Consider the following 13031-nt stretch of genomic DNA (forward strand, 5'->3'; position numbering starts at 1 on the left):
CACTCGATCCCCTGGATGCGGAGGCCGCACGCATGCCACACACCGCGCCGCCGGTGTCGCGCCGGCGCATTGCCCGCGAACTCTGGACTGCCATCTGGCGCCACCGGCTGCGCGTCATGGCGGCCATCGCGCTGCTGCTGCTGGCCAAGGCCGCCACGGTGTCGGTGCCGCTGGTGCTGAAGCTGATCGTCGACGAGGCCGCCTCCACCCAGACGCTGATGAACCCGGCTGGCGCCGCACGCGCGGGGCCGCTGGTGCACCTGATCGTCACGGTCCCGGTCTTCCTGGTGCTGGCCTACGCCATCCTGCGGCTGCTGGGCAACGCGTTCAACGAGCTGCGCGACGTGGTGTTCGCGCACGTGGCGCAGAGCACGGTGGCCGGCTTCATGGCGCGCGCATTCGCGCACCTGCACGGGCTGGGCGCGCGCTTTCATTCGCAGCGCGAGACCGGCGCCATCATCCGGGACCTCGACAAGGGCACCGCCGCGATCGGCTTCCTGCTTGGCGTGGCCGTGTTCACCATCGTGCCGACGCTGCTGGAGATTGCCGCCGTGCTGGTGATCATGGTGGCGGCCTACGGCGGACAGTTCGCGGCCATCATCCTGCTGGTCTTTGCGCTGTACGCGTGCTGCACCGTGCTGCTGACGCGGCGCCGCATGAAGGTCCAGCGCCAGGTGAACGTCGTGGAGGCGCAGACCAACAGCAAGGTCGTGGACAGCCTGCTCAACTACGACACGGTCAAGTACTTTGCGCGCGAATCGTTCGAAGCGCGCCGGCTCGGCAGCCTGCTGGACCGCTGGGTGGTGACCAGCGTGCAGAACCAGCATGCGCTCTCGGCGCTGCATATCGCGCAGAGCGGCTGCATCGCGGTGGGCGTGGCGTGCGTGATGCTGCTGGGCGTGCAGCGCGTGGCGCAGGGCGCGCTCACCGTGGGCGACCTTGTGCTGATCAATGCCTACATCATCCAGGTGGTGCTGCCGCTCAACACGCTGGGCTTCATCTTCCGGGAGTCGAACGACGCGATGACCAACGTCGAGCGGCTGTTTGCGCTGCTCGATGCCAAGGGTCGGGCCGGCGAGGACGACGATGCCCCCGGCGCGCGGCCGCTGGCCGTGCTGCGGGGCGAGATCGCGTTCGAGCACGTGAACTTCAGCTACGACCCCAGCCGCCAGACGCTGTGGGACGTGAGTTTTCGCGTCGGGGCCGGCCAGACCGTGGCCGTGGTCGGCGGCAGCGGTTCGGGCAAGTCCACGCTGGCGCGGCTGCTGTTCCGGCTCTACCAGCCCGATTCGGGCCGCGTGCTGATCGACGGGCAGGACCTGCGGCTCGTCACGCAGCGCAGCCTGCGCGAGGCGGTGGGCATCGTGCCGCAGGACACGATCCTGTTCAACGACACCATTGCCTACAACATCGCCTATGGGCTCGAAGGCGCCTCGCGCGCCGACGTGGTGGCCGCGGCGCGCGCCGCCCAGCTCGACACCTTTGTCGACCGCCTGCCCGACGGCTACGAGACCATGGTGGGCGAGCGCGGCGTGCGGCTCTCGGGCGGCGAACGCCAGCGCGTGGCCATCGCGCGCGCCATGCTCAAGCGGCCGCCGATCGTCGTGTTCGACGAAGCCACCTCGGCGCTGGACACGCGCACCGAACGCGCCATCCAGCAGGAACTGACGCGCGTGGCCAAGGGCCGCACGGCGTTCATCATCGCGCACCGGCTGTCCACGATCACCGATGCCGACCACATCCTGGTGATGGAGCACGGCCGCGTGGTCGAGGCCGGCACGCACCAGGCGCTGCTGGCGCGCGGCGGTGTCTACGCACAGATGTGGCGGCTGCAGCAGCAACAGCGCGAACTCGAACGCACCGAGGAACGGCTGGCGCTGCAGCCCATCCGGCTCGAAGCCATCGTGGCAGGCGTGGTCGATGGCCTGCGCGAGCGCATGGCCGAGCGCCATATCCACCTGTTCACGGTGGTCGGCGAGACCGAGCTGCGCGTGACCGGCGACCCCGGCGTGCTGCAGAAGGCCGTCTGGGAACTGTGCGACCGCATCGTCGATGCCGTCGACGACGGCGGGCGCATCGAGCTGCGGCTGGAACGCAGCAATGGCGACGCCACGCTGACGCTGGCGGCGCTGGCGTCCGCACAGGGCCACCCGGTGCCCGCCGCCGAGATCCAGCGGCTGCAGGCCGAACTGGCCGAAGCGGGCATCACGCTGATGGCCGACGCCGCGCAGCAGGTGTGGCGACTGCGCATGCCGATGCGCCCGGTCAGCGAGCCCCTGGCGCCGGCGCAGTTGCCCGAAGTGGCGGGCCCGCCGTCGGTCATGGGGCCGCAGACGCTGCGTGGCAGCCATATCCTCTTGCTCGACGACGACGCACCCACGCGCGACGTGCTGGTCGAGGCGCTGGAAGACCTGGGCGCCGATGCCATCGCGTTCGCCCACGGGCGCGACCTGCTGCAGCACCTGTCCGACGCGTCGATTCAGGACTGGCCACAGGTGCTGCTCTGCGATATCGCGCTGGACGAGGAAGACGGCTACACGGTGCTGCGCGATGTGCGCCGGCTGGAATCGCAGCGCGACGTGCCGCTGGTGCGGCGTTTCACCGCCATCGCGCTGTCCGGCCACGCGCAGCCGCAGGACCGCATCCGCGCGATGATGGCCGGCTTTCAGATGCACCTGTCCAAGCCCGTGCAGATGGCCGAACTGATTGCCGCCATCACCGCGCACCTGCACCAGGGGCAGGCCGGGGCCGCGCCGCTGGCACCGGCGCCCGATGATGCGCGGCTGTCGCGCGACCCGTGATGGCGTCACGGTGCCCGGCGCGGCTCAGTCCCGTTGCCGCGTGAGCCGCAGCGCGGCCACCACGCGGTCGTCGACCACGCGGCGTTCGCGCAGTACCCAGCGCATGCCGCGCGCCAGCTCGCGCCAGCCGGCCGCGTCCAGGTGCCGGGCCAGCGCCGGAATGGCGCGCACGGTATCGCCGATGGCCATCGGCGCCGGCAGGCACAGCCACGACGTCCACACCGCGTTGCGCGCCAGCAGGCTGCGGCGGCTGGCGGCGTCGCGCTGCGGGCTCGGGTGATGATGGACGACCAGCTCGGGCACGTACACCATCAACCAGCCTTGCCCCGCCAGTTGCAGGGCTAGCGCCGCCTCCTCGCCACCGATGAAGAAGCGCGGATCGTAGCCGCCGGCGGCCAGGAACGCGCGGACGCGGAACACCGTGGCGCCCGCCATGAAGCCCAGGATGGCGCGCCCCGGCAGGTCCGCCGATGGCAGCGGGCTGCGCGCCATATGGGTACTCGCAGGGTCTTCGCGGTTGTCGGCGCCGACCAGGATGCGGGCGGTCAGCGACACCACGCCGGCATTGGCATCGAGCAGCGCGCAGGCGCGCGCGAGCGATCCGTCGTGCCACCAGCAGTCGTCGTCGCAGAACGCCACGTAAGGCGTGCCGGCGACGTCCGCCGCCCATTGCGCGCCCAGGTTGCGGCCCGCCGCGCCAAGGTTGATGTCGCTGCGCAGGCAGGCGATGCCGGGAAACGCGTGGCGCAGCATCGCCGCCGTGCCGTCGCCGGAGCCGTTGTCGACCACGGCGATGCGTGGCCGCTCGGGCAGCGTCAGCAGATGCTGCAGGGTGCGCCGCAGCGTATCGCGCCGATCGTGCGTCAGCACGACCACGCAGATGCCGGCGTGGCAGGGCGCGGACGCCATGCGGATCAGGTGCCCGGCGCCGGCGAGATGTCGAGCGACCAGTAGCGCTCGGGTGCGCCGATGTCGGCAAGCTGCCCGGCATTGAACAGCGGTAGCTGGCTCTCGTACGCTTCCACCGCTGCCATCTTCGCGGCGTGCCACGGCGCTACCGGAAAGTGCACGGGCGACGCGACAAGCCCGGCCTGCCACCAGCCCAGCAGCCGGCTCTGCACCATGCCGGGCAGCCTGCGGTAGATCGCATCCTCATAGAACAGCCACTGCGTGGGCGGCACGGGCGCGCGATCCTCGGCGCCATCACCCGCATCATCGTCCGCGGTCTGCGTGGCGCGGGCCGTCTGCATGCCCATGACCGTCGTGCGCAGCAGCATGCACGCCTGGCTGACCAGCACGTGGTCGCTGTGGAACAGGCCCATCGGCGCCACCACCGTGCCACCGCGCTGCAGCGCCGGCGATGCGGCCAGGCCGGCCATGATGTCCTCGGCGCTCTGCGGCTTGCCGTACTGGCCGTCCAGGAATTTCAGCCATTCGGGCCGCGCACCCAGCATGTTCAGGCTGCGGGCGTCTTCCCGGCGGCGGTTGGCCACGGCCTGCGTCACGCTGGCAAAGCCGGCGGCGCGGTCCCAGTCGGTCAGGGCGGTATCGGCATCGGGCATGCCGGCCAGCACCGTGACGACCACGGCATCGCGCGCGGCGGCGATCAGCGCGCCGCAACTGAAGACGGCATCGTCGAGATGCGGCGAAATGACAGTCAGCGGTTCAGGTATCTGCAAGATCGGCATCGATGGAAATCGGTGGTCAATGGGGCCGGGCAGCGTCCCGGGCGGCCTGTCCGGCATCGTCGAACGGGGCCGGCGGCGGCTGCCAGGCGCTGGCGCACGCGTGCAGGCGCTGCTGGGCGGCGCGCCGTGACACGAATGCGGCCACGGTCAATCGCAAGCCCTGTGCCAGCGCCACGGTCGGCTGCCATTGCAGCAGCGTGCGGGCCAGTGTGATGTCCGGGCATCGCTGGCGCGGGTCGTCGGCGGGCAGCGGGCGGTGTTCGATTGGCGACGTGGAGCCGGTGGCGTGCAGGATCCCGGTGGCGATGTCGCGCATGGTCGTCTCGCACGGGTTGCCAAGATTGACCGGCGTGCCGGCGGCGTCGGCGGCCATCAGCCGGATCAGCCCTTCCACCAGGTCGTCCACATAGCAGAACGAGCGCGTCTGGGATCCGTCGCCGTAGAGCGTCAGCGGCTCGCCGGCCAGCGCCTGCGAGATGAAGTTGGACACCACGCGGCCGTCGGCCGGATGCATGCGCGGCCCGTAGGTATTGAAAATCCGCGCAATCCGCACGTCCACGCCGTGCTGGCGGTGGTAGTCCATGAACAGCGTCTCGGCGCAGCGCTTGCCCTCGTCGTAGCACGCGCGCCGGCCCACCGGGTTCACGTGGCCCCAGTAGCTTTCCTGCTGCGGATGGTTGTCGGGGTCGCCATAGACCTCGCTCGTCGACGCCTGGAGGATGCGCGCCTTGACGCGCTTGGCCAGTCCCAGCAGGTTGATCGCGCCATGCACGCTGGTCTTGGTGGTCTGCACCGGGTCGCTTTGGTAGTGCACCGGCGACGCCGGGCAGGCGAGGTTGTAGATCTCGTCGACTTCCACATAGAGCGGGAACGTCACGTCGTGGCGCAGCAGCTCGAAGTTGGGCCGGTGCAGCAGCTGGGCGATGTTTTCCTTGCTGCCCGTGTAGAAGTTATCGACGCAAAGTACATCATGGCCTGCTTCGACCAGCCGGTCGCACAGGTGCGAGCCCAGAAAGCCGGCGCCGCCGGTGACCAGGATGCGCTTGAGGGCGGGGTCCTTCATGGCTGTCTCCCGGGCCGTTCAGGCCGCCACGCGGCCGGTGCCGGCGTGGGCCTGGGTCAGCCGCGCGTAGACCTGTTCCATCTGGCGCGCCACGCCGGCCCACGTGAAGTGCGTCTGGGCGCGCGCGCGGCCGGCCTGGCCCATGCGGTCGACCAGCGCCGGGTCCATGGCCAGCCGGGCCAGCCGCTCGGCCAGCGGCTGCGGCGCGTGCGGCGGCACCAAAAAGCCCGTCTCGCCATCGACCACCGTGGAGCGGATGCCGCCCACGCTGGCGCCCACCACGGGCACGCCGCACGCCATCGCCTCCACCGGCGTGATGCCGAACGGCTCGTACCACGGCGTGGTCACGAACACGTCGGACGCGCCATAGAACTGGCGCAACTGGTCGCGGCCGCGCCGGCCCACGAACGTGACCATGTCGCTGACGCCGGCCTCGCCGGCCACCTGCCTGAGCCGGCCGATCTCGGGCGTGGCTGCCTCGCTGGGGGAATCGGCGTTGCCGCCCACCACGTAGAGCCGGGCGCGCACGCCGAGCGTGTGGCGCAGGTACCCCACCGCGCGGATCACGTTGTCGATGCCCTTGCGCGGCACCAGCCGGCCGAGCTGCAGCACCGTGAAGTCGTCGCGCTGCCAGCCGAGGTCGCGGCGCGCCTGCGCGCGATCCACCGGCGCGAACTCCTCGTCGTCAAAGCCGCACGGCACGGTTTCGATGCGGCTGCGTTCGGCGCCGCACAGACCGACCAGGTCTTCCTCGTCCTGCGGGCATTCGGCGATCACGCAGTCGGCCTCGCGCGCCAGCGTGTCCTCGATGTCGAAGCGCGCGTCGGGAAAGCCGTCGGCGCTGCCCTGGTGCTGCCGGCGCACCTTGCCGAGCGCGTGGAAGGTCATGACAAGCGGAATGCCGAGTGACGCGCGGGCACGCAGCGCGGCCACGCCGGACATGAAGAAGTTGGCGTGCAGCACGTCGTAGCCGATGGCGTCGCGCCGGATGAAGTCGACCATGAAGTCCCCGAACGCCGGCATGTACTGCAGCAGCGCTTCCTTCGGTACATGCACCGCCGGGCCGGCCGGCACGTGCACCACGCGCACATTGGGCGCAAAGCCGACCACGTCGGGCAGCAGCGCCTTGTCGCGGCGCGTGAACACGTCCACGGGATAACCGCACTTGCCCAGTTGGCGGGCCAGGTGCGCCACGTAGACATTCTGGCCGCCGCTGTCGACGCTGCCAATGCTGGCAAGCGGCGACGCGTGTTCGCTGATCAGGGCAATTCTTCGCATGGCTGGCTCCGCGTGTCGTGAGGGACTTCAGACCCGCCGTCTGCAGCATGCATGCCAATGCCGGCGGCCGTTGCGCCAGCGCGGGCGGCGAGAAGCGTTATAACGGTTCTCCCCGTCGCGCGCCGTTGCGGCCCGCGTCGCACGGCGTCGCGGCACCGTTTGCAGTTCGTGAGCGCCGTTTCTACTGCCTGCATGTAGAAGCGTTGGTCCAGCCGTGATACCGGCCATGCCACGCGGGCGGACGCACCGGTACATGGGCCATCGCACCGGTGCGCCGGGCGCAGACCTTGCGTGGATGCCGGTCCCACACGGACCACGGAGACCAGCGATGGGAGACCACGCGGAAACCGGCTGCCTGCCGCTTGCCAATGCCGACTGCGCGCGTCGCGCGCTGGAGCTTGCGCTGCCGATGCTCACCGCCAGCCTGGAGGACAAGGCCGTTGGCGAGAGCCACTGCATGCACATCGTGATCATGGACCCGACACGGCCCTATGGCAGCGGCACGTTCGAGTCCGCCATCCTCCACGAACACTCGCTGCCGTCGCGCGATCGCTGGGATGCCGACTACGCGCACTACGCGCGCGAGAAAGCGCGGCTGACGTGGCGCACGCAGGTGGACAGCGGCCAGCTCATGGACCGTGCGCCGCACCTGCTGTGCGTGGGCGACACCGTGCTGGCCGGCGCCATCGTGCTGGACGGCATTGTCGTGGCCGTCAGCGGCGCCAACGGCTGGTACGACGAGGCGTTCGCGCGCTGCGTGGCCAGCCTGCTGCGCGCCGTCGTGCGTGAGCGCCTGCACGGCGCGCCGCGCTGAAGCGCGGTGCCCGCTGGCATGCAATTCGCTGCTACGGGCCCTCACCGAACCACCACTACAGGGGAATGCGACATGCAGGACATCGACCAAGGCCGGCACCCGTTGCTGGAAGGAAAGCGGTACCTGGTGACGGGCGGCGGGCGCGGCCTGGGTGGCGAGATCAGCCGCATGCTCGCGGCCAGCGGCGCCCATGTGATCGTGGCGGACATCGACGAGGCGCTGGCCAGCCAGTGCGCGGCCACGCTGCGCGAAAGCGGCGCCGAGGCGACGGCCTGCGGTGCCGACGTCTCCGACCCCATGGCCGTGCAGCGGCTCTTTGCTGACATCGCGCGCGGCGGTGGCAGGCTCGACGGCCTGATCAACAACGCCGCCATCGACATCACGCTGCCGGTGGAGGAAGTCGACACCGAGCAATGGCGTCGCGTGCTGATGGTGAACCTGTACGGCCCGTACCTGCTGGCCCACGCGGCCGTGCCGCTGATGAAGGCGCAGGGAGGCGGGCATATCGTCAATATCGCGTCCACGGCGTCCAAGCGCGCCTGGCCCAATGCGTCGGCCTATCATGCGACCAAATGGGGCGTGCTCGGCTTTTCGCACGCGCTGCACGCGGAGCTGCGGCCGCACCGCATCAAGGTGTCGGCCGTGGTGGCGGGCGGCATGCGCACGCCGTTCCTGCTCGACCGCTTCCCCGATATCGACACCTCGACGCTGCAGGACCCCGCCAACGTCGCGCGCGCCGTGCGCTTCGTGCTGACCCAGCCCGAGGACACCGTGATTCCCGAAGTCATGGTGCTGCCGATGAAGGAGACGTCATGGCCCTAGACACATCGGCTGGCGGCGCGGTGCTGCTGGACAAGGACGGCACGCTGCTGCAGGACGTGCCCTACAACGTCGATCCGGGCCGGATCCGGCTGGCCGAGTCGGCTGGCGACGCGCTGCGCAGGCTGGCGCGGCTCGGCATGCCGCTCGCCGTGGTCAGCAACCAGCCCGGCGTGGCGCTGGGCCGCTTCGACGAACCCGCGCTGGAAGCCGTCCGCCACTGCCTGAGCGAGTTGTTCGCGCGGCACGGGGCCAGGCTGTCCGGCTTCTTCTATTGCCCGCACCACCCGGCCGGGCAGGTCTCGGCCTACGCGATGCACTGCCTGTGCCGCAAGCCCGCGCCGGGCCTGTTGCGCCGGGCGTGCAGCGCGCTGGGCTGCGACCCGGCGCAGTCGTGGATGGTCGGCGACATCCTTGACGACGTGGAGGCGGGCCGGCGCGCCGGCTGCGGCACGGTGCTCGTCGATTGCGGCAACGAGACCGAATGGGTGGGCGGTGCGCTGCGCACGCCGGACTTCATCGTGCCGACGCTGGAGCGCGCCGCGCAGGTCATTGCGGCCGGGCTGCCGGTGTCGCCGTCGCCGCCGTTGATGACGGAGCGGCCATGCTGACGTGGCCGCAGGCGCGCCGCGTGCTCTGCGTGCGACCCGACAACCTGGGCGACGTGCTGATGACCACGCCCGCCATGCAGGCGCTGGCCGACAGCGCGCCGCACCGCGCACTGACGCTGTTGACCTCGCACGCGTCGGCGGCGCTGGCGCCGCATCTGGACATGATCGACGACGTGATTGCCTGGGACGCGCCGTGGGTGCGCCACGCGCATGACGTGGACGCTAGCGGGCTGTCGGCCGAGCTCGCCGGTTGCGCGGCCCGGCTCGCCGCGCGCAGCTTCGACGCCGCCGTGATCTTCACCGTCTACAGCCAGAGTGCGCTGCCGGCCGCCATGCTGTGCAGCCTGGCCGGTATTCCGCTGCGGCTCGCGCACTGCCGCGAGAACCCGTATGCGCTGCTGACCGACTGGGTGCCCGACCGCGAGCCGTCCAACCCGCCACGCCACGAAGTGCAGCGCCAGCTCGACCTTGTCGCCAGCATCGGCGCCACCACGCGCGATGCGCACCTGCGCTTCGCGCTGGCCGATACGGATCGCCACGCCGTGCAGCGGCTGCTCGCGCCGCTGTTGGCGCGCCACGGCCGCCGCGCCTGCATCGTGATCCATCCCAGCGCCACGGCGGCTTCGCGGCGCTGGCCGGCGGATCGGTTCGCGAGCGTGGCGCGCGAACTGGCCGCGCAGGCCGGCGCACTGGTGCTGGTGACCGGCTCGGCCGCCGAGGCGCCGGTCGTCGACACGGTCTGCACGCTGGCCGCCCATCCGGCGGTCCTGCCGATGGCGGGCCGCTTCACGCTTGGCGAAATGGGTGCGCTGCTGGCGGCGGCGGACCTGCTCGTGTCGAACAACAGCGGCCCGGTGCACATGGCGGCCGCGCTGGGCACGCCGGTCGTCGACCTCTATGCGCTGACCAATCCGCAGCACACGCCGTGGATGGTGCCCAGCCGCGTGCTGTTCCAGGACGTGCCGTGCCGCTATTGCTACAAGAGCACCTGTCCGCAGGGTCATCACCGCTGCCTGGCCGACGTTCCCGCGCGCGACGTCGTGGCGGCGGCCGCGATGCTGCTCGCTGGCGCGCCTGCCGTCGCGGTGCCGATGCCGTGGGTGTCGCCCGCGCCGCGTCCGGCGCTGCCGGTCACCGTGGCCGCCGTACCGAACATCGTCAAGGAGGACGCGCATGTACACGCTCGGCATTAATGCCGCCTATCACGATTCCGCCGCCTGCCTGGTGCATGACGGCGTGGTGGTGGCCGCGGCGGAGGACGAACGCTTCACGCACATCAAGCACGGCAAGCGCCCGGTGCCGTTCAGCGCGTGGGAGCTGCCCTGGCATGCGATCGACTATTGCCTGCAGGAAGCCGGCATCGGGCTGGCCCAGGTGGACCACGTGGCCTATTCGTACGATCCCGCGCTGCTGCTGGGCGAAATGGGCGGCGCGGAATCGGTGGTGCTGCCGCTGGAGCCGTCGCGTGGCGGCACGCCGGATGCGGTGTCGTCGCCGTGGGACCCGCTGTTCCTGTCGTACGTGGTCAATGCCCCCCGCCAGTTGGCCTCGGGCGCGCCGCACCACCTGTCCGCGCGCTTTCGGCAGGTGCGCCACGACGGGCCGTTCCGCTGGCATTTCGTCGAGCACCACATGGCGCACGAGGCCAGCGCATTCCTGGCCGCGCCGTTCGCGCGCTGCGCGGTGCTGACGATGGACGGGCGCGGCGAGCGCGCCACCACCAGCTACGGCGTGTTCGACGGCCGCGCGTACCGCCGCATCAAGCAGATCGACCTGCCCGACTCGCTGGGCCTGCTCTACGAACGCGTCACGCGGCACCTGGGCTTCCTGCATTCGTCGGACGAGTACAAGGTCATGGCGCTGGCGTCGTACGGCAAGCCGGCCTGGCTCGACGCTTTCCGCCAGATGGTCAGCACCGACGCCGAGGGCGGCTACCACGTGACCGATTCGGACCTCGAAGCGGTGCTGGGCCCGGCGCGCCAGCGTGGCGAGGTATTCGAGGGCAAGCATTTCGATATCGCGCGCTCGCTGCAGCAGGTGCTGGAGGAAACGGTGGTCGGCATGGCCACGTGGCTGGCGCAGGCCAGCGGCGAGCGGCAACTGGCGATGGCCGGCGGTGTGGCGCTGAACTGCGTGATGAACGCGCGCGTGCGCGACCAGGCGCCGTTCGATGCCGTCTGGGTGCAGCCGGCCGCTGGCGACGCCGGCACGGCGCTGGGCGCGGCGCTCTGGGTCGACTTCCAGGAACGCGGCACGTCCGGGCAATCCGGCAAGCATTGGCAGATGGACCACGCCTACCTGGGCCCGGCATTTGGCGACGACGAGATTGCCGCGTTCCTGGACTGGGCGAAGCTGCCGTATCGCCGGCTTGACGACGTGCCCGCGCAGACCGCCGCACTGCTGGCGCAAGGCCGCATCATCGGCTGGTTCCAGGGGCGCATGGAGTTCGGCCCCCGGGCGCTCGGCGCGCGATCGATCCTGGCGTCGCCGATCGACCCCGGCATGCAGCAGCGGCTCAACGAGATCAAGGACCGCGAGGACTTCCGGCCCGTGGCGCCGGTGGTCATGCAGGAGCGCCTCGGTGACTGGTTCCGCGCGCGCAAGCCCGGCGACGGCATCGCGCCGTTCATGCTGTTTGTCTACGACGTGATCCCGGAGCAGGCCCGCCGCATTCCAGCGGTGACCCACGTCGACGGCACGGCCCGCGTGCAGACGATCCGGCGCGACCAGAACGCGGCTTACTACGACGTGCTGGCCGCGTTCGAGAAGCTGACCGGCGTGCCGGTGCTGGTCAACACGTCGTTCAATACGCGCGGCGAGCCCATCGTCTGCACGCCGCGCGATGCCGTGGAGTGCTTCTGGACGTCGCCGCTCGATGCGCTGGTCATCGGCTCGTTCCTGCTCGAAAAGTCCGGCGCGCGCGCGACGGCACGGTCCGCCGCGGCGCAGCGCAAGGAGACGGCCGATGCGGGCGCCTGAGCCGCTGGTCTCGGTGGTGATCGCCACCTACTGCCGCCCGGCGCTGCTGCAGCGCTGCCTGGCGGCGCTGTGCGCGCAGCGGATGGACGCCAGCGCGTTCGAGATCATCGTTGCCGACGATGGCTGCGAGCGCCGCATTGCTGCGCTGGTAGCCGCGCTGGCTGCGCGGCATCGCGACGTGGCGCTGCGCTATACGGCGGTGCCGCACACGCAGGGCCCGGCCGGCGCGCGCAACGCGGGCGCACGGCTGGCGCGCGGCGAGATCCTGGCCTTTACCGACGACGACACGATTCCATCCCCCGAATGGGTATGGCAGGGCTACCTTGCGCTGGCCGCGCAGCGGACGTGGTGCGCCGCGGCCGGCCGTGTGGTGGTGCCCACGCCGGTGCGGCCCACCGACCATGAACGCGACACGGCCGGGCTGGCCAGCGCCGAGTTCGTGACGGCCAACTGCTTTGTGCGGCGGTCGGCGTTCCAGCGCGTGGGCGGCTTCGACGAGCGCTTCACGCGGGCGTGGCGCGAGGATTCGGACCTGCAGTTCCGGCTTGAGCAGCAGGCCGGCGTGGTGGGCCGCGCCGAAACGGCCGTGGTCGAGCATCCGGTGCGGCCGGCGCAATGGGGTGCCAGCGCGCTGGCACAGGCCAAGGTCTACTTCGACGCGCTGCTCTACAAGAAGCATCCGCGCCTGTACCGCACGCGCATCCGGCCGGTGCCGCCGTGGGACTACTACGTGATCGTGGGCAGCGCCTGCGTGGCCGGGCTGGCGCTGCTGGCCGGCGCGCCGCGCGTGGCGGCCGGCGCGGGTGGCATCTGGCTGGCCATGACGGCGGTGTTCTGCCTGCGCCGGCTGCGCGGTGCGTCGTGGCGGCCCGCCCATGTGCTGGAGATGATCGCGACGTCGGTGGTGATTCCGCCGCTGTCGCTGTACTGGCGCCTGCGCGGGGCGGTGGCGTTTCGAACGGGGTTCCTGTGATGGCC

At 70.9% G+C, this 13031-nt stretch carries 11 protein-coding genes; 7 read left to right on the forward strand and 4 right to left on the reverse strand.

The window, feature by feature from the left end:
• Window positions 1–32 precede the first annotated feature (32 nt).
• On the forward strand, window positions 33–2801 hold the full coding sequence (locus tag QTN24_RS17650; protein ID WP_313838657.1) for an ABC transporter transmembrane domain-containing protein: 2769 nt from the start codon (window positions 33–35) through the stop codon (window positions 2799–2801).
• A gap of 24 nt (window positions 2802–2825) precedes the next feature.
• Here the strand turns inward: QTN24_RS17650 and QTN24_RS17655 are convergent, their stop codons facing one another.
• Genes QTN24_RS17655 through QTN24_RS17670 form a run of 4 tightly spaced genes read right to left on the reverse strand, consistent with a single transcriptional unit; the run spans window position 2826 to window position 6830 of the window.
• Window positions 2826–3710: a glycosyltransferase gene (locus QTN24_RS17655; protein ID WP_313838658.1), complete on the reverse strand. Its 885-nt coding sequence runs from the start codon at window positions 3708–3710 to the stop codon at window positions 2826–2828.
• Between the two features lie 5 nt (window positions 3711–3715).
• A complete protein-coding gene (locus QTN24_RS17660; RefSeq protein ID WP_409559043.1) occupies window positions 3716–4489 on the reverse strand; it encodes a PIG-L deacetylase family protein in 774 nt (257 codons plus the stop codon).
• 16 nt (window positions 4490–4505) lie between these two features.
• Entirely contained in the window at window positions 4506–5552 is a 1047-nt protein-coding gene (locus QTN24_RS17665; protein ID WP_313838661.1) for a UDP-glucuronic acid decarboxylase family protein, read from the reverse strand.
• Window positions 5553–5570: 18 nt separating this feature from the next.
• Window positions 5571–6830 carry a glycosyltransferase family 1 protein gene (locus QTN24_RS17670; protein ID WP_313838663.1) on the reverse strand — a complete coding sequence of 420 codons (1260 nt, stop codon included), beginning with the start codon at window positions 6828–6830 and terminating at the stop codon, window positions 5571–5573.
• A gap of 328 nt (window positions 6831–7158) precedes the next feature.
• Here QTN24_RS17670 and QTN24_RS17675 point away from each other — a divergent pair, with 328 nt between their 5' ends.
• The 6 genes from QTN24_RS17675 to QTN24_RS17700 all read left to right on the forward strand — a co-directional run bounded on the left by QTN24_RS17675 (window position 7159) and on the right by QTN24_RS17700 (window position 13026).
• Window positions 7159–7644 carry a hypothetical protein gene (locus QTN24_RS17675; RefSeq protein WP_313838665.1) on the forward strand — a complete coding sequence of 162 codons (486 nt, stop codon included), beginning with the start codon at window positions 7159–7161 and terminating at the stop codon, window positions 7642–7644.
• Window positions 7645–7716: 72 nt separating this feature from the next.
• Window positions 7717–8466, forward strand: a complete 750-nt coding sequence (locus tag QTN24_RS17680) for an SDR family oxidoreductase (RefSeq protein WP_313838667.1) — start codon at window positions 7717–7719, stop codon at window positions 8464–8466.
• Window positions 8457–9074 (forward strand): D-glycero-alpha-D-manno-heptose-1,7-bisphosphate 7-phosphatase, encoded by a 618-nt coding sequence (locus QTN24_RS17685; protein ID WP_124686027.1) that lies wholly within the window; start codon window positions 8457–8459, stop codon window positions 9072–9074. The genes QTN24_RS17680 and QTN24_RS17685 overlap by 10 nt, the downstream gene beginning before the upstream one ends.
• Window positions 9068–10267, forward strand: a complete 1200-nt coding sequence (locus tag QTN24_RS17690) for a glycosyltransferase family 9 protein (RefSeq protein WP_313838670.1) — start codon at window positions 9068–9070, stop codon at window positions 10265–10267. The genes QTN24_RS17685 and QTN24_RS17690 overlap by 7 nt, the downstream gene beginning before the upstream one ends.
• A complete protein-coding gene (locus tag QTN24_RS17695) occupies window positions 10248–12053 on the forward strand; it encodes a carbamoyltransferase (RefSeq protein WP_313838671.1) in 1806 nt (601 codons plus the stop codon). Before QTN24_RS17690 ends, QTN24_RS17695 begins: the two co-directional genes overlap by 20 nt.
• Window positions 12040–13026, forward strand: coding sequence for a glycosyltransferase family A protein (locus tag QTN24_RS17700; protein ID WP_313838673.1), 987 nt, complete (start codon window positions 12040–12042; stop codon window positions 13024–13026). The genes QTN24_RS17695 and QTN24_RS17700 overlap by 14 nt, the downstream gene beginning before the upstream one ends.
• Window positions 13027–13031: the final 5 nt, after the last annotated feature.

Origin of the sequence: Cupriavidus sp. SZY C1 (genome assembly GCF_032190535.1) — a bacterium.
GTDB lineage: Bacteria > Pseudomonadota > Gammaproteobacteria > Burkholderiales > Burkholderiaceae > Cupriavidus > Cupriavidus pauculus_C.